This window comes from Brevibacillus sp. FSL K6-2834 (assembly GCF_038592925.1).
In the GTDB taxonomy this organism is placed as follows: domain Bacteria; phylum Bacillota; class Bacilli; order Brevibacillales; family Brevibacillaceae; genus Brevibacillus; species Brevibacillus borstelensis.
The window spans coordinates 4788149-4811527 of record NZ_CP151945.1 but is presented as its reverse complement, the minus strand read 5'-3'; the positions used below and the strand labels follow the sequence as shown (position 1 = coordinate 4811527).

Annotated in this window: 18 protein-coding genes; 15 read left to right on the top strand and 3 right to left on the bottom strand. The window is 47.6% G+C overall.

What is annotated here, in order from left to right:
* Positions 1-154: 154 nt before the first annotated feature.
* Positions 155-562: a ClpX C4-type zinc finger protein gene (locus NST96_RS23480; RefSeq protein WP_003390036.1), complete on the top strand. Its 408-nt coding sequence runs from the start codon at positions 155-157 to the stop codon at positions 560-562.
* A 155-nt stretch (positions 563-717) separates the two neighbouring features.
* Positions 718-2472: a methyl-accepting chemotaxis protein gene (locus tag NST96_RS23475; protein ID WP_227278166.1), complete on the top strand. Its 1755-nt coding sequence runs from the start codon at positions 718-720 to the stop codon at positions 2470-2472.
* A gap of 185 nt (positions 2473-2657) precedes the next feature.
* Here the strand turns inward: NST96_RS23475 and NST96_RS23470 are convergent, their stop codons facing one another.
* Complete coding sequence (locus tag NST96_RS23470) at positions 2658-3890, bottom strand: FAD-dependent oxidoreductase (RefSeq protein ID WP_122959083.1); 1233 nt, start codon at positions 3888-3890, stop codon at positions 2658-2660.
* A 242-nt stretch (positions 3891-4132) separates the two neighbouring features.
* Between NST96_RS23470 and NST96_RS23465 the strand changes: the two genes are divergently transcribed.
* The 8 genes from NST96_RS23465 (at position 4133) to NST96_RS23430 (ending at position 12200) form a co-directional block, all read left to right on the top strand.
* A complete protein-coding gene (locus NST96_RS23465; protein WP_024985256.1) occupies positions 4133-5071 on the top strand; it encodes a DUF2167 domain-containing protein in 939 nt (312 codons plus the stop codon).
* 659 nt (positions 5072-5730) lie between these two features.
* Positions 5731-5925 carry a hypothetical protein gene (locus tag NST96_RS23460; protein WP_141334298.1) on the top strand — a complete coding sequence of 65 codons (195 nt, stop codon included), beginning with the start codon at positions 5731-5733 and terminating at the stop codon, positions 5923-5925.
* A gap of 645 nt (positions 5926-6570) precedes the next feature.
* Complete coding sequence (locus tag NST96_RS23455; protein WP_170208418.1) at positions 6571-7437, top strand: McbB family protein; 867 nt, start codon at positions 6571-6573, stop codon at positions 7435-7437.
* Positions 7430-8263 (top strand): nitroreductase family protein, encoded by an 834-nt coding sequence (locus tag NST96_RS23450; RefSeq protein ID WP_171505805.1) that lies wholly within the window; start codon positions 7430-7432, stop codon positions 8261-8263. Before NST96_RS23455 ends, NST96_RS23450 begins: the two co-directional genes overlap by 8 nt.
* Positions 8253-9338 (top strand): YcaO-like family protein, encoded by a 1086-nt coding sequence (locus NST96_RS23445; protein WP_081787885.1) that lies wholly within the window; start codon positions 8253-8255, stop codon positions 9336-9338. Before NST96_RS23450 ends, NST96_RS23445 begins: the two co-directional genes overlap by 11 nt.
* Before the next feature lie 12 nt (positions 9339-9350).
* Positions 9351-10463, top strand: coding sequence for a YcaO-like family protein (locus NST96_RS23440; protein ID WP_024985469.1), 1113 nt, complete (start codon positions 9351-9353; stop codon positions 10461-10463).
* 215 nt (positions 10464-10678) lie between these two features.
* A complete protein-coding gene (locus NST96_RS23435; RefSeq protein WP_081787884.1) occupies positions 10679-11437 on the top strand; it encodes an ABC transporter permease in 759 nt (252 codons plus the stop codon).
* A gap of 49 nt (positions 11438-11486) precedes the next feature.
* On the top strand, positions 11487-12200 hold the full coding sequence (locus tag NST96_RS23430) for an AAA family ATPase (protein WP_035980189.1): 714 nt from the start codon (positions 11487-11489) through the stop codon (positions 12198-12200).
* Between the two features lie 253 nt (positions 12201-12453).
* Here the strand turns inward: NST96_RS23430 and NST96_RS23425 are convergent, their stop codons facing one another.
* Positions 12454-14007, bottom strand: coding sequence for a VWA domain-containing protein (locus NST96_RS23425; protein WP_172920412.1), 1554 nt, complete (start codon positions 14005-14007; stop codon positions 12454-12456).
* 195 nt (positions 14008-14202) lie between these two features.
* Here NST96_RS23425 and NST96_RS23420 point away from each other — a divergent pair, with 195 nt between their 5' ends.
* From NST96_RS23420 to NST96_RS23400, 5 genes are all read left to right on the top strand, one after another.
* A complete protein-coding gene (locus tag NST96_RS23420) occupies positions 14203-15267 on the top strand; it encodes a MoxR family ATPase (protein ID WP_039070151.1) in 1065 nt (354 codons plus the stop codon).
* Between the two features lies 1 nt (position 15268).
* Positions 15269-17077 carry a VWA-like domain-containing protein gene (locus tag NST96_RS23415; RefSeq protein WP_031931682.1) on the top strand — a complete coding sequence of 603 codons (1809 nt, stop codon included), beginning with the start codon at positions 15269-15271 and terminating at the stop codon, positions 17075-17077.
* A gap of 343 nt (positions 17078-17420) precedes the next feature.
* Complete coding sequence (locus NST96_RS23410) at positions 17421-18071, top strand: TetR/AcrR family transcriptional regulator (RefSeq protein ID WP_039070149.1); 651 nt, start codon at positions 17421-17423, stop codon at positions 18069-18071.
* Positions 18072-18112: 41 nt separating this feature from the next.
* Complete coding sequence (locus NST96_RS23405; RefSeq protein WP_003390026.1) at positions 18113-19840, top strand: ABC transporter ATP-binding protein; 1728 nt, start codon at positions 18113-18115, stop codon at positions 19838-19840.
* Positions 19837-21750 (top strand): ABC transporter ATP-binding protein, encoded by a 1914-nt coding sequence (locus NST96_RS23400; protein ID WP_339166609.1) that lies wholly within the window; start codon positions 19837-19839, stop codon positions 21748-21750. The genes NST96_RS23405 and NST96_RS23400 overlap by 4 nt, the downstream gene beginning before the upstream one ends.
* A gap of 114 nt (positions 21751-21864) precedes the next feature.
* Here the strand turns inward: NST96_RS23400 and NST96_RS23395 are convergent, their stop codons facing one another.
* Positions 21865-22983 carry a deoxyribonuclease IV gene (locus NST96_RS23395; RefSeq protein ID WP_003390023.1) on the bottom strand — a complete coding sequence of 373 codons (1119 nt, stop codon included), beginning with the start codon at positions 22981-22983 and terminating at the stop codon, positions 21865-21867.
* Between the last annotated feature and the right edge of the window lie 396 nt (positions 22984-23379).

The window sequence follows — 23379 nt, the reverse complement described above, 5'->3', positions numbered from 1 at the left end:
TTCAACAAAGCGGGGCGAATGTCCTTGGAAAAATGTCAAAGAATGGGGAATGGACCGGTTGATTGTGTCAATTTGTAAACCGGGAAGGAATCATTTTCCTGGCGGAGAAATACGCGTATACAAATGTATACAGTAATGAAGAAAGGAGAAACAGATGGATCGGGATTTCCGTAAAAAAACATTTCGCGGCGCCAAAATCGAGGACATCATCCAAGAGCTTGAGCGGCTGATCCAGCTTTGCGAACAAAACAGGGACAAAAGCGACAGTCTGGACAGGCAGCGTTTTTACGAGGGCATGGCGATTGCCTACACGACGGTATCGCTAAAGCTCAAAGGCGAATTTGACTACATCGAGGCGGAGGCAGTCGAACAGCTTTGCCATGCCGCGGAGAAAACGGGAGCAAACAGCCCGACCGTGGCGAATTACACCGATAGCTGTTCCTTTTGCGGAAAAAGCAAAAGCGATGTCGGCGAGCTGGCCCTGGGGCCGGGCGTCTCGATTTGCCGGGATTGCTTGCAATTCGGCGTTGCGGTGATTGATTCACAGTCGCCGAAGGGATGAAAGGTGTCTAGAAGTCGCATATTTCCGGGAATTTCGTCAGTGGTTCAATTGATGGATTATTCCTTTTTTTTCTCCGCCCATTTTTCTGTTTATGACTGGGGAAAACAGGGAATAGGTACCCGTGTAATACAGGACTTGGAAGGGAGAGAGAGGAAATGGCAGTAGAAAAAGAGAAGCGGTCCATGTCTTTGCGCAGCCGCTTATTGATCATCTGTTTGTTGTTGCTGGGAATTCCCAGCCTGCTGATCGGTTTGGTCGGCTACGAACGTTCCAAGGTGGAGCTGGATCATGCGGGGATGGACCGGCTCAAGGGAAACGTCCAAATGGTACTAGGAATGATTGCCCTGCTGCAAAAAGAGGTGGATGCGGGCCATTTGAAGCTCGAAGACGCGCAAAACAGGCTGCGTGATGAAATCCTGGGCCCAAAAGGGAGCGATAATAAGCGACCGCTCGTACAGAAATATACGATGGGAGAAACGGGCTACGCTTGGGCTATCCTTCCAGAGGGCATCAGCATCATGAATCCTGCCAACGAAGGAACGGATATCAATGATTCGGTTTCAGCGGATGGAGTCAATTTGGTGCAAGCCTTCGTGGAAAAGGGAACAAACGGTGGCGGATTTGTCAACTACCAATGGCGAGTCGCAACAACAGATTCCATTGATACCAAAATTGCTTATGTCGAGCAGGACCCCCATTGGGGCTGGATCGTCGGGGTTGGCGCTTACCAGTCTGAATTCTACAAGGGAGCCAATCAGGTACTTTACTATATCCTGGTGATTTTGGGCATCTCCCTCGTTTTGGGTACGCTGATCATCATATTCGTTGCCAAACGGATCACGGGTCCGATTATAAACATAGCAGAGCACGCCAGACGGGTTTCCCAGGGAGATTTGACGGTTGATCAGGTGCAGGTCATCAGAAAAGACGAGATTGGGCAGCTGGCCCAAGACTTTAACAAGATGACCAGCCACCTGCAGGAGGTCATCCGGGAAGTGCGGGGCAGCACGCTGTCTGTAGCATCTACCGCGGAGCAGCTGTCAGCTTCGGCTGAACAGAGCACGCAGGCCGGCGAGCAGGTAGCCGTTGCCATTCAGGAGGTAGCCGCTGGCTCGCAAAAGCAGGCCGATCAGCTTGACAGCGCCAGCCGCGTAGTCGATGAAATGGCCGGTGAAGTGAAGCGGATCACAGATGCAGCGATATCTGTCACCCACACATCCCAGCAGGCATCGGAGAGATCGCTTGAAGGGAACAAGGCGATCCAGACCGCGATTAATCAGATGAATTCTATCAATCACACGGTAGAGGAGCTTTCCGAAGTGGTCGAAGGTCTGGGGCAACGTTCCACGCAGATCGGCAATATTATCGAGGTGATTACAGGTATTGCCGAACAGACCAATTTGCTGGCTCTGAATGCTGCGATCGAGGCCGCTCGTGCTGGCGAACATGGCCGCGGCTTTGCCGTTGTTGCCGACGAAGTGCGGAAGCTGGCTGAACAGTCTTCCGGATCAGCACAGCAAATCGCTGATTTGATCGCAGCTATTCAGGCAGAAACAGCGAAGGCCGTTACATCGATGGAGTCGGCCACCCAAGAGGTACGGGAAGGAATCCAGTTGGTGCATGGCGCAGGGGAATCCTTTGGCCACATTCAAGGCTCGGTAGGCGAGGTAGCACAGCAGATCGACAGTGTAGCTTCTTCTGCTGAAAAGCTGAAGGCCGGAATGGACGGGGTCATGGACGTAATCCGCCAGATTGCCCATATCGCCAATGAAACCGCCTCCGGTTCGCAAAATGTCTCCGCCGCCACCGAAGAGCAGCTTGCGGCCATGGAGGAAATCGCTTCGTCGGCAGAAGCTCTTTCCAAGATGATGGAGGAGTTAAACGACTTGGTGCAAAGATTTAAAGTGTAGGTAAAGATATTTTGGAGTAACGAAAACAGAAGGCATACAAGAGAGGTCGTCTCGTTGATGAGACGACTTCTTTTTTGTCTATCTGTACAGGGAGCAGATGGAGAATGGGATCTCCAACTTCTGAAGTCTATGATTCCGGGGCTGTTGCATCCCAAAGCAATCTGCTGAAGTTTGCTGGCAGCCAATCAGATGACAGGCTGCTCATGAACACCAGGACGCTGCTGACGGTATAATCCCAGATCAGGATGAGAGCCGCTTATGATCACATCCCGCAATATTTTGGCCAGCAGCATGCTGTAGACAATCCCGCTGTCCCCATAGGCGAACAAAAAGTACCAGCCCGGGTAATCATCGTACATGCCGATCATCGGAAGGCCGTCACGCGACCCTCCGTAAAATGCGGCAAGCTGGTAGGCGGGCTGTACGTTCAGGCCTGGAAAGAGCTCGTTGAACTTTTGGATCAGCTTCTCTCTTTTCTGGGGCAGCATCGAGTCTCGCTTGTTTGCGGAGGCGGTCTTTTCATCCAGACCGCCGATGATGATGCGGTTATCCTTCGTCGTTCGCATGTACATGTAAGGGCGGGCAGTCTCCCAGATCAACGTGCGGTCGGACCACATGGACAAGTCGTCGACGGGGTTTGAAATCACGGCGTAGGAGCTGATGACCGAGGCATTCTGTTCGCGTTTGAATGCAAGACTCTCGCAGCCGGCGGCAACGATCACTGTGCGGGCCCGGATTTGGCAGCTCCCGTCAGTCAGGATGAAGGCAGTCCCGTCTTTATTCAGCTTCTTGCCCGTAATCTTGGTGTTCTCATAGATGCGGACCCCTCTGGCATGGGCGGTTTCCAGCAGACCCAGCGTAAACGCATACGGATTCATCTCGGCGTCGCCGTAGATGTAGAGGGCAGCATGCTTGGAGAATGGATAGCGCTGCCTGATTTGCTTTTCCGTCAAAAGATCAAGGGAAAAGCCGTTTCTCGTGAGGAGGGCGAAGTCTTTTTCAAGCTTCGCGACATCCTTTTTCGCACTCGCGTAGTACAAGCTGTCCCGACGCTCGAATTCTGTGTCCCGCCCGATATCCCTGATAGCTGCTTCCATGTCATCGATAGCTTCCCGGCACAGCTTCAAATGGCGGATGGCGGCGGTTTCCCCGAAGCTGTCTGCCAGCTCGTGGGCCATTTTATCTCCGGCATATTGCAATACTGCCGTATTGGTACAAGTGCTGCCAAGCCCGGCCTTGCCCTTTTCCACGATCACGACGTCCTGCCCCAGCTCACTTAGGTAGTAGCCGCATTGGGCCCCTGAAATCCCCGCGCCGATAATCAGCACGTCACAGGAAAGATCAGAATCCAGAGCGGGATAGGAGGGGGGATCAGGAAGCCTGTTTGGCCAGTAAAAGGTTCCGGTATGTAGATCCATGGCGGTATCGCTCCCGATTTGCGCATTTTTTGATAGCGTAGCCTTTTTGGGTCTTGTCCATTCCGGCATCCCTCCTTTTGTTAGGGGACTGGTAGGAAATGCATGGTAAATAGGGACTAGAAAATCCAAGCTCGTTTTTCTTTTTGGGAGAATTGTATGATTTTCCCTGTTTAAAACTGTATGGTACGATGTGGAGGTTCGTTTTTACAAAACCAAGGGCTAGAGAGAGAAAGGACTAGAAAATGAAGAAAAAAACCATCCTGTCTTGTTTACTGAGCGTTGCCATGACGTTTGGGGTCGTCGCTGCAGCGAGTGCTGAGCCAGAGCTGAACTGGATCGAAGGAGGAAAATCCGTCGAGGTCGGATCAGGTCTTGGTACTTTGGATCTGGGCAAGGATTTTGTCTTTTTGAGTGGTGAGGACACAATCAAGCTGCAAAAGCAGATCGGCAATATTCCCACCGAAAATGAAATCGGAAGCATTTTTCCTCAGAATGAAAATGAGCAATGGATCGTCGTCATGGAGTACGAAGAGGTAGGGCATATCAAGGACGAGGAAAAGAACAACATTGACGCCGATGCCATTTTGGAAAGCTACAAGGAAGGAACGGAAGCGGCGAACAAGGAAAGAAAGCCGGAAGACCAGCTACACGTCATCGGCTGGGATGTAAAGCCGTTCTACGATGAGAAAACCCACACGCTGGAATGGTCCATGCTTGGCGAGGATTACCAGAAGACTCCTTTGATCAACTACAACGTTCAGGTTCTGACCCGCCAAGGCTTTGTTTCTTTTCTGCTGATTTCCGATCCGAACAATTTGCAACGCGATAAAAAGAAGCTGCATGATGAAATCATTCCTACTTTTAAACTGAAAGAAGGCAATCGTTACGAAGATTTCAATGAAGCGACAGACAAAGTGGCAGAGTACGGCCTGACTGGGCTTGTCCTCGGCGGTTTGGGCGTCGCGATTGCAAAGAAAGTGGGGATTCTCGCGGGTCTGCTGCTCTTTTTGAAAAAGGGCTGGGTCCTGATCGTAGTTGCGATCGGCGGACTGTGGAGATTCCTGACTGGCAAAAAGAAAAAGCAGGCCGCTGCTCAGGCAGAACAACAGGCAGCGATGGAGCAACAGCCTCCAGGCGACAACAACCAAAATCCTCCTGCCAGCCAAAACCCGCCGGTATAAGGAGAATACCGGTAGAAGGAAAATAAAAAGAAATCACCGGCGGTAAAAGCAAGTGGCCCCAAAAGTTATTTGAAATCATGTAAGGTTTGAGTCGATAATTTACTGGACTCAGACCTTCTAATTTTGTCTTGATTCGTATGTTGTTATTTGCTATGAAGCGCAATGCCTTTATTAAGATTCCATGCTCCTCCCTATGGTCACGAGTAGGCTTCTGAAAGTTGCTCAGTCCTTATCATCAGGACTTAAATAACCTACAGATTTCCATAGATAACCTCTAAACCATCTCACTTAAAATTGGCTGCTCTAGCGTTGCAACGTGTTCATGCTAGGCTACCCGGTCCACTGAAACACCTTCCTGGATAAGTTGATTCGTTTGTATTTTAAATTCCTTATCATATCTTGTTAAGTATTTTGGTGTGCTCTCTGTTCTCAGTGTTCAATATTTAATCTAGCATCAGATCCAAAAATAACACATAGGCTCTAAAAGTAGTAACGACTAAAATTGGAAATGCAAAAATACTCTCGAGATTATTGGCAAAAATATCAGAATATTGGCATAACAATTTGATTTTCTTTACAAAATTTCACAATTACCTTATATTAGAAACAGATGGAATTTATGTCCATCATTAATTTTTTTTGGGAGTGTATATAAAAGTATGGAAAAAGAGATTGTTCGAGGTGCCAGCAAAGAAATTATCGGTGATGGGGGTGGATTAGGAGTTTCAAAGTTTGGTATTGGTTCGAATTTCAACACTATTCAATCTTTAACTGACAAATCAAAAGGCGGCGGTCGACTTTGTGCCTCATCTTCATCATCAAGCAGCGGTGCTGCTACTATAGCTAAAAAATAAAATGCTGTTATATCTTTGGAGTAGGGCTTAGTAAATTCGGCCAAATTCAAAATGAAGGTTGGTGCAAAGATATTTACTTGCTGTTTTGAATTTGGCTAAGAATTTTTAAACATAAATGTCACCTTCGGGATAAACTGATTCACCCTCACCTGGATTAAAGTGATCAATCCGTACATATACTTCGAAAACCGGCAGTTTATTGAGGATTTGCGAAGAGCATACACGGTAAACGGGCTAGATAATTACCAAACGACTTCGGAATAAAGTTTGACCTAGATTCCTGTTTACTAACGAAATTGGTTAGTTTACCGTTTGGAAGTTTTGAGGCCGATCTCTTTTCAGGTAGTAAGTGTAAGACATGTGGAAAGGTTCCTATTGACAAGCAGTACCGAATCCTTACTAATTGGGACAACTGATGGATAATCTAATGATTGATAGAGTTATTTTGTAGCGATACTATAACTACTCTCTTATCGTTTCAACATTAAGAGAAACTGTTAAACAATATCGTGAAAGAAATGCTGAGCCTCAACCGTCTAACAAACAGAAAAAATTGCAGTTTGGGTCATTTAAAACCGGCTATGGTATATCAAAATAGGTCAGCGTTGATATAAATACGGAATGAAGGCAAAGGTGAATGTAAATATGATTTCAAACTATCGAATCAATAAATTTTTGTGCCATTATTTACCAAATGGAGAACTGGTTGTTCAAACTATAAATGGAATAATGAAGATTCACAATAGGGAACTAATAGATTTAATATTGCTATGGGACAAAACTGACATGAAAGAAATTTCAGAATCGTTTTTAGAAGAGTGTTTCAAAGATGACAAAATGCAAGCTATTGAATTTCTTGAAACAAATGGGTTAATAAGTGCTGTAAAAGAAAAAAAGATTAAGATCGATTTAATTACAGTTATGAGTAATGATTCTTTTATAGATGAAATTTTGTTAAAAACACTATCGGAAGATTTCAAAGACAAATTATCAATTAAGTCAATTGAAATAAATGACTTACAACAAATTGGGAAAAATGAACTATCGCTGGTTTTTCTTAATCCTTATAACAAAAACTTAGGTAAGATGATAAGGGATAGGCATTTAAAAGCAGATAATTCCTATCTTTTGATGAGCTATATTTATAATAATAAATTTTATATGGATTCACTTTACAATCGAAATTGGTGTAATCCTTGCCATTGCTGTCATATTGGTCACATTGAATCACATATGAGGATTGGAAGCGCAGAAAATTTAACTTATCAACAAGTTGTTGATATTCTTTATTCTTTGGATCAAAACATAGAAATCGGCGTTCCATTAACTAATGCTCAACGGATTATTATTGCCGCATGTTTAGTCAAGCGCATTCAATTATTAATAAATGATTTCACCTACTCTAAAATTCATCATGAAGACATTAATAAGGCTACGATAATGAAGTTGGACGATTTGAAAAAGTATGAAGATACTTCAATTCATTGGGAGCTGTGTGATTGTTATGAATAGAAGGAATGAGAAGCAGGAATTATTAGTGCAAAAAAGAAGGAAAGATGATTTTTCGAATCACTTGCAAGCAGAGGTTCTTAATAACCGGTTACTAAACGAAGTTATAAAAATGCATCAAGAAACCTGTTGGATATCAGAGATTATGTTCGAATATGATAAGAATTTGCTTGAATGGATGGGCTTGGTCGAATTTACTGACATTATTCCAGATTATTATGAGAAATCCTTCCAATTCAGTGTTGAACCGGATTTTGTCGAACGCAGTAGAAGTTGCAGAACATTTGTGAATGATTGGAGTATAGAGATGGATGACTTTGGGGAAATTCTACGTGATTCATTCGGAAGATTTTCTAACACTTTATCCAAAAACTATCCTTCTGCAGGAGGATTGTACCCAATATTACCACTCGTATACATTTTTAATAAAAATGTACTAAAAGGCGTTGATATTAAGGGGTGTTATTTATTTAATTCTACACAATTTGAGTTGATTTTACTTAAGGAATATAGCGAGCAAAGTATTGAAGAAGTAAAAAAACAAATTAATCCAACTGACAGTTTTTTATTTTCGAATATAGCAATTGGTTACGCTATTGATTTAAAACGGGCTATAACTAAATATCGAAAACGCGGCTATAGATATGCACTAATAGAAGTAGGAGCAATGTGCCAAAGTTTTAGGGAGTCAATTAGTAAATTTAATAACTTAGGTGACTTCTGCTTTGCTGGTTTTAATGATAATGCTTTAACATATTTATCTGGTTTAAATCCCAGATTAGCACCAGTGGCATTAATCCAGTGGTTTGGTGAAAAAAATGATGTTTGAGGTATCTAAAAGAAATTTTGGTTATAAAGAATCAATTTTCATTAATAAAACGATCTATTTATCGACATCAAGGATCGGAACATTCAAAAGTGAAGATGGTGGACTAGGGCCGGTTGACTGTGGCTCAATTTCTCGAGATAAAAAAAAGTCAATTATGAAAGGTTTTTCTGAATCCTTAGAACGCCGAGCATTAGTAATTGGAGCCAATGGAGCTGATGAAGATGATATGATTAGATCATTTGATCTAATAAGTGGGAGTGTATCCTATATATCAAAATACTATACTAGACTGAATAACAAAGCTCCTTTTATTTCCGATACTTCTGGAACGGCAACTTACACAAACAGTAATGTGGCTATGTTAAATGCAATAAAAGAACTTTTGGAAAAAAATTCCACTTTTCTTTTTTGGTATGGTAAACAAGGAAGAAAACTTGATTTAACTCGTTATAGTTCAATATACTTTGACCTTTTTCGGAAAGAAGGATACCAAGTACGAGCTTATGTTGAAGAAACATTCAGTCCATTAAAAGTTGCGTTTATTATTGTGATAAATCCAAATCATATTACTCCTTTTAAATTTATGGCAGGAGTAGGTTCAAGTGTTGTTCTTACTACTGCGATTCATAAAGCTATGTCAGAAGCATATTTACTCAAAGAAGTTTACGATGACGCTTTTTTTAGGTTCCAAACAGAAGAACTAGATTCCGATTCCTATTCTGGCATCGTTTTAAATTCTCAAATGAACCCTGAATGTCTAGAGTATATTGAAATTTTAGATGGTCTAGACACTTATGAGGAACAAAGGAAGGATAACGAATTTTCAACATTAGATGCTGAAGGGGAAATAGACCTTATTGTTCAAAACCTACCATTTTGGGTAAAAGAACTACATACAGTTGTTTTAAATCAAATTGTAAATAGAAATTTAATAGTTATTAAAGCCATTTCCCCTAATCTTTACAATCACGCTGCACTTAAGAAGTATATCAATATTGATAGCGATGTCAATCGGTTTACAGTCAATCTAGATCAAGAGTCTTTAAAAAGTATTCCAATGTGTCCAATACTATAAAAGGAGATACCTATGCATTACTTAATTAATAATCTAATTAGTGGACATCCTTTTGTTGCAAATAAAATCTGGATAAAGAAAGGGATTTTTCAAAGCGGATATTCTAATTGCTATGTGGATTGTGCATTACATAAAGCAGCATATGGGAATTCGGTTAAGAATAATAGCAAAAAAGCAATAGCAGCTGCTATTGGCGAACATCTTGAAAGATTAGCTCTTTTTAACCCATTAATTAAAAATAATCAAGGAATAAAATATTATGTGGAAGCTTTTAATTTAGTGACAGGGGAGACAATTAACATACCACTTGAGGATGTCATTTTAGAGTATGGATTGCCTATCTTTAATGATAGAGATATGAGTAACGCGTTTAGTGATACTTGTGGAGTAGCATCACACACTTCAAGCGATTTTGCACTTGAAGCAGCTTTTCTTGAATTTATTGAAAGACAATCACTGATCCATACATGGTTAACCAAAAAAGCAGGGAAATTAATTCCGCTAAATTTGTTAAACAATATTGATCTTAAAAAGATAATAAATATGAGTAGAACATACAAGGGTATCCAAGAATTTTATCTGGTTGACATTTCGATAACAGACGAAATTAAGGTGGTACTAGCTTTAGGTTTTGGAAAAGAAAGTTTCAGTATTGGCGCAGGAGCACATTGGAACATTATGAATGCAATTGAAAGAGCTATGAATGAGTATTTCCAATTTATGACTGGCTTTTGGGGGAATAACGATGAGAGTGAAAGCAGCGATGGTGATTTATATTATGAATATTGTAACACTTTAAGCCCAGAGGCTTTTAAACAAGAGTACAAATTTGTCATCGATACAAAAACGCAATATAATCCATATCAATTCCACAAAAATACTAGTCAAGAACGAATAAATTTAAGTAACAAAATCCGAAAAGTGGTAGAAGATCTTGATATTTCAGTTTATGCAACATTTATACCTGAAAGAATGGATTTTAATACAAAAATAGTAAAAGTTTTTTCAAGTGATTGTTATCCACATATGAATACAGCATTACTCAATCCAATGGATTATAAATTCTCTAGTAAATTTAATCAATCAATTTTTAAAAACTTGTATAGGTTAATTCCGTTCCCCTAAGCTTTATAGGATTTTGAGGAATTGGAAAAAATTTATATTCCGCCAGCAAACGACCATATTCCTTCTTTTTGATAATAGAAAGCCTTGACTTTGGCACTTAATGATCTTTTTCAAAGAGAATCCCTTTTGAATAAGCCCATTTCCTTATCCTCTCAGATGTATCTATATTTAATCCACATAAAAAATTTTCTCAATTAAAGAAAGGGAAGTAATAAATGCTAAAAAAATCATATGAGTTTTTTATAGTATTTTTAAAATCAATGATCGATGAAAAGATTGCATTAGCTTGGTCAATTATTTTGCCACTTTTATTGTTTTTTACCATAAATTATAGTTGGTTCCACACTAAGCCTGACGTATCAAAAGCTGTATTTTACTTTGCTAGTTTTTGGGCATTCACAATAGTATTGATACTTTTTAATGGAGTTGGATTAACTTTAACCAATTTTAGAGAACTAGGTATTTTGAAAAGTTTTGTATTTCTTTGTGGTTCAAAAACACCTGTTATTTTTGGATTAGTTTTTAGTCAAATTATTTTTGGTATATTTTGCCTAGCTCTATTTACTGTTACTATCTCTCTCGTCTTTACCTATCCTATCTTGATTTTGTTCCTGACTGCAGCATGCACATATTTAGTAGTTTTAATTCCTTTATTTATGTTATCCTTATCTGTTGCCAGCTTATCCGTACGAGCGTCATCCGCTTATACACTTGTTAATATATTGATTTTTCCTGCAACGTATTTAGCAGTGTATCGTGGTGAATCTTCAAATTTTTTTATAAATACACTATATAATTTAAACCCAGTTGAATATGTTTTTAATTTTTCAGTATTTATTTATTCAATTTTGACTAATAATCTGCATTCCATCAGTAACCAATTATATTTACTTTTCATATCACTGGTCTATATTGCGATTGGAACTATAGCATGGTCGAGAATTAAGATTACGTCAACTATAAGAAGAACATAAATAATCCATTACTCAACATAATCGCCGAGAAAAGAGTGGGTGAATAATTATGATCGAATTAAAAAATATTTCATTCTCATATCCAAAGAATGCCAAAAAGGCAATCAGTAATCTAGAAATGATTATAGAAGAGAATAAAGTCAATGTAGTAATTGGACTAAATGGGGCAGGGAAAACGACCCTTTTTGATATATTAACAGGAGTTTTAACAATCCAGGAAGGCAGCATCATAAACATTCCAAATCAAAGGGATATTGTTTATCAAACTCAAAGCTTATATTTTTCACCGATACTAAAAGGAAAGGATATTACTAGACTTATTCTTAATATATCAGACAAAAATTTTAATAATAATTTTGAGACTTGTTTATCGCTTGCGGATGATAGAGAAAAGGAATTACTAGGTGAACTTTGGAATCGGAAGTTTGGTCAGATGTCTGTCGGGGAAAGAAGATGGTTGCTCGTAACATTATTCGCAGAAATAGATAAAAGCTTCTATATATTTGACGAACCTACAAGTGGAGTTGATCCTACGGCTAGGCTAAAAATATACAATAAAATCGAAGAAATAGCAAAAAAAGATAGGCATACGGTGTTAATTTCAACTCATCAATTACAGGAGCTAGAATTTATTGAATGTAAAATTTTTGTATTACATTTAGGTAATATTAAGTTTGCTGGTACTTACCAAGATTTACTTACAAAATACAATACATCCAATCCTGATAGGGCATTTCAGTACTGCATTGAAAGTAATACGTAACCTAAGAACTTTCTCATTATGCAACATTAAATTCTATTAATTTCTGTGTGGTAAAACACGGAGCAATGAAATATCCGTTTATGAAAAAACTGAGGGGTATTTTTTATAAAGAACCCTTCAGTATTTAAGCCTCGATTCCACCAAAAGCTATTTTCCTCCGTATTTCGGCAAACAAATTATACTGGCCGTGTTTTCAAAATTGAGTAGGAGAGGTTAATTACCCCCCTCCTACTCAATTTTGGTTTTTGCAAACTCAGCTTCCCCGCAGGGCCAGTGCATCCTTGACCAGGCGGACAAATTCCAACTGCTGCTCGCCCGTTGCCGTTTTTTCCGCCAAATCGGCTACCTTCTTCAGCGAGTTACCTTCTGCCCATTCGCTGCCTCGCAACATTTCCGCGAATTCCGCTACAGAGGCGAGGAATTGGACTTCTCTTTGCAGCGTTTTTCCAATTGCCATCGGCTCGGCCACTTCTTTTGCCTGCGATGTCTTCTCGTCTTTATACCTTACCCGGACTGTGCCCAGCTTTTCGGCTTCCGGGCGCTTTCGCTTGATCTCGTAAAGGGCTGTCACGGTATGGCCGGCTCCGATTTCCCCGCCGTCGACGCGGTCATTGCGGAAATCCTCATCCGCCACATCCCGGTTTTCATAGCCGAGCAGCCGATACGTTTCTACAGCCTTTGGATCGAATTCGACTTGAATCTTTGCGTCGTGGGCGATGGTCTGGAGCGTCCCGGTCAAAGCTTCGGTGAAGACGCGGCGCGCCTCGGAAAACGTGTCGATGTACGAATACGTTCCGTCCCCCTTGTCGGCCAGCTGCTCCATCAGCACATCGTTGTAGTTGCCCATGCCAAAGCCGAACGTGCTGAGCGTAATGCCCTCGCCAGCGTATCGTTCAATCGTGGAGAGAATGCCTTCCGCGGTGGTTTCCCCCACATTGGCGACACCGTCCGAGCAGAGAATGACCCGGTTGATCGCATCAGGAGAAAAGGCTTGTGCAGCCATTTCGTAGCCGAGGCGCAGCCCTTCTTCGGCATTGGTAGAGCCTTCGGGCAAGAGGTAGTCGAGCGACTCGATAATTGCCGCCTTGTTCTGGGCAGATGTCGGATCGAGCAGCTTTCTGCCTTTGGAGCCGTAGACGACGATGCCTACCTTGTCTTTTTCCTCCAGTTGGTCAACCAGGACGCGGAGGCTTTTTTTGACCAGCTCCAGACGGTTTTCCTGGTTCATGGACCCGGAAATGTCGATCACGAAGACGAGGTTGGCCGGCTTCCGGTTTGTAACGGCGATTTCCTTGCCTTTTATCCCGATGCGGAGCAGGTCGTAGCCCGGACGAAAAGGCGAGGGGCCTCCGTCTGTATGGATCGCGAATGCATCCTTGGCGGGCGGCTCGTAGGAGAGAGGAAAGTAATTGATAAACTCTTCCACGCGGACAGCATCCGCAGGAGGCAATGAGCCTCGCGTGATGTAATTGCGCATGACCGAGTAAGAACCTGTATCTACATCGGCGGCAAAGGTGGACAAATGATCTTCAGCCGCATCGACAGCAGGGTTGGTGCCGTAGTTCTTGAAATGCATGCCGTTGTAAGACCCTGCCGGCGCCGGGGCTGACCTTTTGGCAACAGTCCTGTCCATAGCACTGCTAGGCGCCGCGTACTGCGCTTGATTTTGTACGGCATGCTCTGCCTTGCTCTCGACACTGCGGCCAGCCTTCTCGCTTGGAGCAACTGCCTGTTTTTCCCCTGAGCTGCACCCTGCTGCCGTTAGGGTGACCAATGCCAAAGCGCTTGCCACTATCTGTTTTTTCATCTCTGTATACCCCCTTTTCTGATTCGACGTGGAAAAAAAAGGAATGTTACAACGGTCTGAAGATTTTGGTTGCTTCGGCTTCCTGATCTGGATTAGAATGGGAAATATTTAGTGGTGTGACGGGTGCCCATAGTCAAAAAGGCAGAAAAGCGAGGATGATACTTAAAAAACTGATGAGAAAAGAAAGGAACAAGAATGAATCTGGGAATTCACGTAACACAAACAAAACTGTTGGATGTTTTGCTGCATGTCGCGGTTGCGCGGCCTGTTTTTATCTGGGGAGCGCCGGGAATTGGAAAATCGTCGCTGGTGCAATCCTTTGCCCGGCAGGTCGGACTTCCATGCGTGTCCTTGCTCGGCAGCCAGCTCGCCCCGGAGGATATTATCGGGGTTCCGCAAATCGTAGAGGGCAAGAGCCGTTTTTGCCCTCCCGGGATGATCGCGCGGGAAGAGCCGTACTGCCTGTTTTTGGACGAATTGAACGCCTGCTCGCAGGAGGTCCAAAAATCCTTCTACAGTCTGATCCATGAACGGAGAGTCGGCGATTATCATCTCCCGGAGGGCTCAATCGTCATCGGAGCGGGAAACCGGGCCCAGGACAGCGCTATTGTCAAGCCGATGTCCTCCGCCCTGATCAATCGCATGTTTCATGTCCAGCTCAATGTGTCGTACCAGGAGTGGATAAGCTGGGCGTATGAGAACGGCATTCATCCGTATGTACTGCAATTTTTGGAGGTGCGCCCCGACTACCTCTGGTCGCAGCCGCCGAAAACGGAGGAGCCTTTTTCCACACCGCGCTCCTGGCATATGCTCTCGGACATTTTGTACGAATACGGCGAAGCGATCGATAATGAAACGGTCGGAATTTTGGCGCGGGGCTGCTTGACGCCCCAGCATGCGGCGCAGTTTCAGGCTTTCCATAAAAACATCCAGGGAAAGTATCAGTTGAACCGGATACTGGAAGGAGAGGCTACTTTCCCGAGTGCCCCGGAGGATCGGGATATTCTCTATTTCCTCGCCGACTCGTTCCGGGCGCAGATCAGAAAAGAGCTGCCTGCCGACAAGTCGCAGGTAACGGACCAGCACAAGCGTTTTGCCCACCGGGCCAAGGCGCTGCTCAAGGAGCTGAGCATGATTTCGCTGGAGATGGCGCAGATGGTCGTGGCCAAGCACGAAGAGGGAAATGCGCTTCCGTCGTGGTTTGTGGTGGAAGTGGTTCGCGATTTGCCCCGGTTGGCTGCGGAAAGAAGGGACGGCTGAGATGGCGAAACGAAGCAAGACGGAGCTGGACCCCGCCCTTGCCGCTTATCTGGAAGCGGTCAGCTATCTCGAGCGTCATCCGATGTTTTCCCCGCTCATGGGCCGTGTCTCGCTGGTGAGGGACAAACGGAGCAAGTGCCCGGAAAACGGGTGGGCAGTCGTGGGCAAAAACGGAGTGATCCACGTCCACCCTACGAGAAGACTGGACGTTCAGGAGTGGGTCTACGTGCTGGCTCATAATCTGCTGCACCTCGGGTTTGGCCATTTTGTCGAGAAAGAAAGGCCGGCTCTGTGGAATATCGCCTGTGATGTCTACATCGCTTCCTTTCTATCCAGCATGAAGCTCGGAAAGCCGCCGATGGCATGGGCGGGCGAGCTGGAGCACTCCGTCAGGAGCGAGGAGGAGCTGTACAGGCGTTTTTGCGACGAAGGCGTCCCCGAGCGGTTTGCCGGATGGGGAACCGGAGGGGATAGACAGCCTGACATGCTTTTGTCCGGCAAGCTGGAGGGGAGCGGCTGCTTTCGCGATGTCAACTGGGAAGCGCTGTTTGGCACAGGCCTGTCCAATGCTGTGCATTCGGCCGTCAGCGTGGCGGGAGGATACGTCCAGGCGTTGGATGACCGGACTGCCACGCTGTCCCCGGCCCAGGAGGCAAGGCAGTGGTTTATCAATCACTTCCCGCTCCTTGCTTCGCTGGCAAGCCATTTTACGATGATCGAAGATGCGCAGCTGTGTCAGCGGCTGCAAATATCCGTCGCCGCCATTGATGTGGTCGCAGGTGAAATCTACATGAATCCGGCGGCGGGGCTCGACCGGGAAGAGGCGATTTTTGTCATGGGCCACGAGCTTCTCCACGCGGGACTGCGGCACCATGAGCGCTGCATGGGGCGTGACCCGTACTACTGGAATGTCAGCTGCGACTACGTGATCAACCAATGGCTGGTCGAAATGAACGTGGGGCAACTGCCGCAGGTCGGCGTTTTGCTGGACCCGGAGCTGCGCGGGATGTCGGCCGAAGCCATTTACGACCGCATCGTCTCCGACCTGCGGACCTACCGCAAGCTGTTTACGCTGCGCGGGATCGGCATGGGGGATATCCTGGACAAGGGAGACCCCCGCTTTTGGGACGCCAATCACGGGACGACGCTGGATGACTTTTACCGCAGCGCTTTGATGCAGGGGCTCGTCTATCATCAGGAAAAGGGACGCGGCCTTCTTCCGGCAGGGCTGGTCGAGGAAATTCGCGCTTTGGGACAGCCGCCGATCCCTTGGGATGTTCAACTGGCGCGCTGGTTTGACGAGCACTTTCCCCTTTTGGAAAAGAGCAGGACATACGCGCGTGTCAGCAGACGGCAGATGTCTACGCCGAATATTCCGCGTCCGGCATGGAGCTGCAGGGAATCCGACCAGGCCGGCCGTACGTTTGGTGTCGTCCTGGATACGTCAGGCTCGATGGACGCCAAGCTGCTGGGCAAAGCGTTGGGAGCAATCGCCAGCTACAGCCAGTCGCGTGATGTCCCGTTTGCCCGCGTCGTTTTCTGCGATGCCGCCGCCTACGATGCCGGGTATCTCTCCCCCGACGATATAGCGGAACGGGTCCGGGTAAAGGGCAGGGGCGGGACGGTCCTGCAGCCGGGAATTGATCTTTTGCAAAATGCCCACGACTTTCCCCCGGACGGCCCTATTCTCGTCATCACCGACGGCGAGTGTGACCGCATCCGTGTCGCACGGAGCCACGCTTTCATTTTGCCAAAAGGGAAAAGCCTTCCGTTTGTGCCCAGAGGACCCGTGTTTCGCATGGAATCGTGATACGGAGAAAGCCGCTTTGAGAAAGCAGAGTTTCCGGCCTGGAGCAGGGTTTCCGGCGCCGAGCAGGATCGCCGTCGATGCTGCCGATTGTAAAGCAAGTAATAACCGGAAGAAGAAAAAGACCAGTTCGCCTGTGCAGGGCGGTCTGGTCTTTTCTCGTGCAATGTTTCGGAGCGGGGAGTTGCAGGGATTTGAACTTGTGCCCCCCTTTGTCAACAACGCGGCCTTTCGCTGAAACAAACTACTGAATAGAATCTCGCAGTTCGGCTATTGACAGAAACCTGACAATAGGTTTATATTTTGACTGACAAAAAAGTCAATCAAAAAAGGCGGTGAACAAACCGTGCCTCGGACGAAAGAGCAAAACGAAGAAATCCGTGCCCGGCGCAAAGAAGCGATCATGAGGGGCGCACTCAGTGTTTACGTTGAAAAAGGATACGCAGCCGCCGATATTGGCGATGTCGCGGAACGAGCGGGCGTTGCCAGAGGACTTGTCTATTACTACTACAAAGACAAGCTGTCGTTGTTCCGCGATCTTTTTTTGCACATGTTCGATTTGTCCAACAATCACATCCGCACCCACTTCGGCCAGGAGGGGTCCGCGGTCGAGCTGTGCCAACAATTTGCCAATACCATGTTCAACAACCTGTTTGAACAATCCGACCACGTGCTGTTTTTTTTCCGGATGCGCCACGACTTGCGCGAGCTGTTTGGCAAAGAGGAAATAAAAGGATTGCTCTGGAGAGACACCAAATTGCAAGTGATGGTTGAGAAGCTGAAGATGGGAATGGATGCGGGAGAAGTGCGCCGCATGTCTCCGGAACTGCTCACGGACCAGTTCTGGGGGGCGATGATGCATGGCATGGCGCATTTGCGGCAGAGAAACGATGAACTGTTGAAGCAAGGCCATAGCCTGGAGGAAGTCAAAGAGCTGCTGGAGACGGAAATCCGCGATGCGGCGTTGTCCTGCGCGTTGATGCTTCGCCCTGTCTAAGCTTTGCAGCCGAGTTCAATGAGGTCCGGAGGGTGGTTATTTTGCGTACATTAATGCGGTATTTGCGGCCTTACCGGTCCATGATCATCTGGACGATGGTATTTGTGCTGTTGCAATCGATAGCAAATCTGTATCTGCCGACGTTGATGTCGGATATCGTCAACGAAGGCGTCGTCAAAGAAAACACGCCTTACATTTTGAAAATCGGCGGGCTGATGCTGCTCGTCTCTGCGGTCGGCGCGGCGCTTTCTGTCGGTGCCAGCTACCTGGCTTCGCGGACGGCATCGGGCTTCGGCATGCGGCTACGGAGCAGCGTTTTTAGCCATGTCGAGCGGTTTTCGCTGCAGGAGTTCGACAAGCTCGGCACAGCTTCGCTCATCACCCGGACGACCAATGACATCACGCAGCTCCAGCAGGTGCTGATCATGATGCTGAGGATGATGGTTATGGCTCCGATGATGTGCATCGGCGGGATTATCATGGCGGTTTCCAAGGACGCCAAACTGTCGCTCGTCATCATCGCCGTGATTCCGGTTTTGGCTTTGGCGATTTACCTGATCGGATCAAAAGGAATCCCGTATTTCAAAGCGATGCAGACGAAGATTGACAAACTGAATCTCGTCCTGCGCGAATATTTGACCGGCATTCGCGTCGTCCGCGCTTTCAACCGGACAGACCACGAGCGGGAGAGGTTCGATGCGGCCAACGAGGATCTGACCGCTACCTCGATCAAGGCGGCCCAGATCATGGCGGCCATCATGCCCGTCATGATGCTGCTGATGAATGTCACTTCGATCGCGATCATCTGGTTCGGGGGCTTGCGCATCAGCGAGGGGCATATCCAAGTCGGGGATTTGATGGCGTTTTTGCAGTATGCCATGCAAATCCTGTTCTCGCTCATGATGGCTTCGATGATGTTCAACATGCTGCCGCGTGCTTCCGCTTCGGCGGCCCGCATCCGGGAGGTGCTGCAAACAGAGCCGGTCATTGTGGACCGGGATAGCGCGACAGCGGCGGCTCATGGACCGGCCAGCGTCGTGTTCGATCAGGTGTCGTTTCGTTACCCCGGCGCGGAAAAGTCGGCGCTTTCCGGGATTTCCTTTGAGGCTCTGCCCGGCCAGGTGACAGCGATCATCGGCGGAACCGGATCGGGGAAGACGACACTCGTCAGCCTGATCCCTCGTTTCTACGACGTGGAGAGCGGCAGCGTCCGCATCGGCGGAGTCGATGTCCGGGAGCTGTCCCAGGAGGCGCTCCGGTCCAGAATCGGGTTCGTTCCCCAAAAAGCGCTGCTGTTCAGCGGGACGATCGCGGACAATATCCGCTACGGAAAAGAAGACGCGACCGACGAGGAGCTCTGCCATGCGGCTGAAATCGCCCAGGCTTCCGAGTTTATCGCGGGGATGAAGGACGGCTTCGATTCGGTCATCGCGCAGGGCGGCATGAACGTGTCGGGCGGACAGAAGCAGCGGCTATCCATCGCCAGGGCTCTCATCCGCAAGCCGGACGTATACGTATTTGACGACAGCTTCTCCGCGCTCGACTACAAAACAGATGCCCGACTCCGGGCGGCCTTGAAAGATGAAACGCAGGCTGCGACGGTGATTATCGTTGCGCAGCGGGTCAGCACTGTCATGGATGCCGACCAGATCATCGTGCTGGAGGAAGGCGGTGTAGCAGGCATCGGCACCCATGCAGAGCTGATGGAAACATGCGGTGTATACCGGGAGATCGTCACATCTCAGCAGACGGAGGAGGAGATCGCATGAGCGAGCAAAAACGCGGCATGTCTCCGGGTGCTCCCGGGGCTGGCCCGGGACCGGGCGGCCACAAAGGCCCGATGGGATTCGGAGGACCCGGCATGCTGTCTATGCCGGGGCAGAAAGCAAAGAATTTTAAAGGGACGCTGCGGCGGCTGCTCGGTTATTTGAAGCCGTACCGCATGAAGCTGACAGCTGTACTTTTGACTGCAGCACTCAGCACCGTTTTTGGCATCGTCAGTCCAAAGCTGCTCGGCGATGCGACGACAAAGCTTTTTGAAGGCTTCATGGCAAAGGTAAACGGCGTCCCTGGCGCTGCGATTGATTTTGCCTACGTCTGGCATATCATTATGGTCTTGATCGGGCTGTATATCGCTTCCTCGGCATTTGCCTATATCCAGCAGTACCTGATGGCAGGCGTGGCCCAGAAGACGGTCTATACGCTTCGCAAGCAAGTAGATGAAAAGCTGGCCCGCCTGCCGCTCAAATACTTCGATGCCCGGTCTCACGGGGAAGTGATGAGCCGCGTCGTAAATGACGTGGATACGATCAGCGGCACGCTGCAGCAGAGCTTGACGCAGATGATCACCTCGATCATTACGCTGATCGGCGTGATTGTGATGATGCTGACCATCAGCCCGCTGATGACGCTCATCCTGATCTTGACGCTGCCCCTCAGCTTCGTCGTGATCAGGGCGATCGCCTCCCGTTCGCGGCCCCACTTCAAAGGGCAGCAGCAGGCGCTCGGGGAATTGAACAGCCATGTGGAGGAAATGTATACCGGACATAAAATCGTAAAGGCGTTTGGCCGGGAGCAAAGCGCTGTCGAGAAGTTTGACACGATCAATGAGCGGCTGCATGAGTCCGCCTGGAAGGCCCAGTTTATCTCCGGCATCATGATGCCGCTGATGATGCTCGTCTCCAATATCGGCTTTGTGCTCGTCTGCGTAGTCGGCGGCGTGCTCGTGACCCGGGGCAGCATCAGGATCGGGGACGTGCAGGCGTTCATTCAATACGCCCAGCAATTCTCCCAGCCAATCACCCAGACGGCAAACATCGCCAACATTATCCAGTCGACTCTGGCCGCCGCTGAACGGGTCTTTGAAGTTCTCGACGAACCGGAAGAGTCCGCAGAACCTGTCTCGATGGCAGGGACCTTCTCGCCTCAGGGCCATGTGCGATTCGAGCATGTCTCCTTTGGCTACAAGGAAGAGGAGCCGCTCATCCGGGATATGAATATCGACGTGAAGCCGGGCATGACGGTCGCGATCGTCGGACCGACCGGGGCGGGCAAGACTACGCTCGTCAACCTGCTCATGCGGTTTTATGAAATCGGCGAAGGCAGGATTACGATTGACGGCAGGGACATCCGGGAGCTGCCGCGGGGCGAACTGCGCAGCTTGTTCGGCATGGTGCTGCAGGATACGTGGCTGTTCAACGGCTCGATCCGCGAAAACATCGCGTACGGCCGCGCCGGGGCGACAGATGAGGAGGTGCTGCAAGCGGCCCAGGCGGCCCACGCCGACCATTTTGTCAGAACGCTTCCGGACGGATACGACACGATTCTGAACGAAGAGGCGTCGAATATCTCGCAAGGCCAGAAGCAGCTTTTGACGATAGCCCGGGCATTCCTGGCCGATCCCGCGATCCTGATTCTCGACGAAGCGACGAGCAGCGTCGACACGAGAACCGAGCTGCTCATCCAGAAAGCGATGAGCGGGCTGATGGAAGGGCGAACGAGCTTTGTCATTGCCCACCGGCTTTCGACGATCCGCGACGCGGACCTGATTCTCGTCATGAACAACGGCAGCGTCATCGAGCAGGGCAACCACGAGGAGCTGCTGCGGGCCGGCGGATTCTACGCCGAATTGTACAACAGTCAGTTTGCCGGAAGCGGTATGGCGCAGCAGGCGGGGTAGGGAACATGTAAAGCAGGAAATACGAGGAAAAAGGAACACGGAAAAATAAAAAGGAAAAGCAAAAAAGAAAAGGGTTCCCTCGACGAAAGGGGACCCTTTTTTCACTTTCAGTTTCTACATAATGTGTTTGCTTGCAAACCAGGCGATCAGCCGGTGGTTGATCTGCTCTTCGCTCAGGTCGGTGAAGAGTCTGGCTTCCGCAACCATATCGTACAAACGCTCCATCGGTTCGCGGCCATCCGCTTTTTTCGCTTTGGCGTCCTCCTTGAGCAGCTTCCACGTATTGTGGACGAAATCGTGGTCGACATCCGCTTGTTTCCGCAAGAAGTAATCCAGACGCTCCACATGATCGAGGAATTCGTCGCCGAACCTGCCTTCCACATCGCCCCGCAAAAGGGCAATCTCCGCTTCGTACATGGGACGTTCCTTGCCTTTTTCCTTTCCGATCCACGGCGTTTCCAACACAAGCGGCAAATGGCGGATCTTCTCGTGATCGACGATGTATTTCATCGCATCAAAGCCGATCATTCCCGCACCTACCGGGGCGTGGCGGTCTTTGCGGGCTCCCCGGAAGTTCTTGCTGTCGTTGAGGTGGACAACCGCCAGACGGTCCAGACCGATGATCCGGTCGAACTCGTCGAGGACACCGTCGAAATCGTTGACGATATCATAGCCGGCATCGTGAATATGGCATGTATCCATGCATACGCTCAGCCTGTAGTTGTCGTCTACCTTGTCGATGATCGCCGCGATTTCCTCAAAGCTGCGGCCGATCTCTGTTCCTTTGCCCGCCATCGTCTCCAGCGCGATTTTCACGTCCGTGTCTTTGACGCCGCTTAATACTTCATTCAGCCCTTCCGCGATGCGCTCAATCCCGTATTCGGCATCCTTGTCGGTGTAAGCGCCCGGGTGAAGCACGATATTTTGTACGCCGAGATAGCTCGTTCGCCGTATTTCTTCCTGCAAAAAGCGGACAGCCAGCTCAAACGTGTCTTCCTTGTACGAACCCAGGTTAATAATGTACGGCGCATGGACGACGATCTCTTCAATGCCGTTTTTGTCCATCACAGCCCTGCCTTCGTCGATAAATTGCTCCTCAATCGGTTTGCGCCGCGTATTTTGCGGGGCTCCTGTATAGATCATGAACGTGCTCGATCCGTAGGTGGCTGCTTCTTCTGCCGCATTCAGCAGCCCTTTCCCGGAGAATGATACGTGCGATCCTATTTTCATCATCGATTGAATACCTCCTATATGGTGGAAACTGCCGAACCCGGCTCAGGACCGGTGGTAGTGCTAGTTGCTCGTGCTAGTCTGCGTAACTCTGCTTAATTCTGCCACAATTCCGTGTAATTCTGAGTAAACTCTGATTAACTCTGAGTAAGTCTGATTAACTCTGAGTAACGAGTAACTCTGAGTACCTACCTTGTAACACTACGTAACTTTTTATTATTGCCAAAAGAATCCGCGTCCATGCATTCGATCGCGTCTGTATAAATCCCGTATCATGCTCTGAGCAGGAAAACGCGAGTAAGAACCGGTTTTCAGCGCGAACATGAGAGACGAACGTGTCGCAAAACTGCAAGGGAAAAATCTCGTTGACGAAAGAGATTCATCTCCAGATTACCGATT

Bases quoted from the DNA above. Each gene is read 5' to 3' on its own strand.
- NST96_RS23400 (WP_339166609.1), top strand. From the start codon at position 19,837: ATGAGCGAGCAAAAACGCGGCATGTCTCCGGGTGCTCCCGGGGCTGGC.
- NST96_RS23475 (WP_227278166.1), top strand. From the start codon at position 718: ATGGCAGTAGAAAAAGAGAAGCGGTCCATGTCTTTGCGCAGCCGCTTA.
- NST96_RS23480 (WP_003390036.1), top strand. From the start codon at position 155: ATGGATCGGGATTTCCGTAAAAAAACATTTCGCGGCGCCAAAATCGAG.
- NST96_RS23435 (WP_081787884.1), top strand. From the start codon at position 10,679: ATGCTAAAAAAATCATATGAGTTTTTTATAGTATTTTTAAAATCAATG.
- NST96_RS23425 (WP_172920412.1), bottom strand. From the start codon at position 14,007: ATGAAAAAACAGATAGTGGCAAGCGCTTTGGCATTGGTCACCCTAACG.
- NST96_RS23445 (WP_081787885.1), top strand. From the start codon at position 8,253: ATGATGTTTGAGGTATCTAAAAGAAATTTTGGTTATAAAGAATCAATT.
- NST96_RS23440 (WP_024985469.1), top strand. From the start codon at position 9,351: ATGCATTACTTAATTAATAATCTAATTAGTGGACATCCTTTTGTTGCA.
- NST96_RS23450 (WP_171505805.1), top strand. From the start codon at position 7,430: ATGAATAGAAGGAATGAGAAGCAGGAATTATTAGTGCAAAAAAGAAGG.
- NST96_RS23470 (WP_122959083.1), bottom strand. From the start codon at position 3,890: ATGGATCTACATACCGGAACCTTTTACTGGCCAAACAGGCTTCCTGAT.
- NST96_RS23395 (WP_003390023.1), bottom strand. From the start codon at position 22,983: ATGATGAAAATAGGATCGCACGTATCATTCTCCGGGAAAGGGCTGCTG.
- NST96_RS23430 (WP_035980189.1), top strand. From the start codon at position 11,487: ATGATCGAATTAAAAAATATTTCATTCTCATATCCAAAGAATGCCAAA.
- NST96_RS23455 (WP_170208418.1), top strand. From the start codon at position 6,571: ATGATTTCAAACTATCGAATCAATAAATTTTTGTGCCATTATTTACCA.
- NST96_RS23415 (WP_031931682.1), top strand. From the start codon at position 15,269: ATGGCGAAACGAAGCAAGACGGAGCTGGACCCCGCCCTTGCCGCTTAT.
- NST96_RS23420 (WP_039070151.1), top strand. From the start codon at position 14,203: ATGAATCTGGGAATTCACGTAACACAAACAAAACTGTTGGATGTTTTG.
- NST96_RS23465 (WP_024985256.1), top strand. From the start codon at position 4,133: ATGAAGAAAAAAACCATCCTGTCTTGTTTACTGAGCGTTGCCATGACG.
- NST96_RS23460 (WP_141334298.1), top strand. From the start codon at position 5,731: ATGGAAAAAGAGATTGTTCGAGGTGCCAGCAAAGAAATTATCGGTGAT.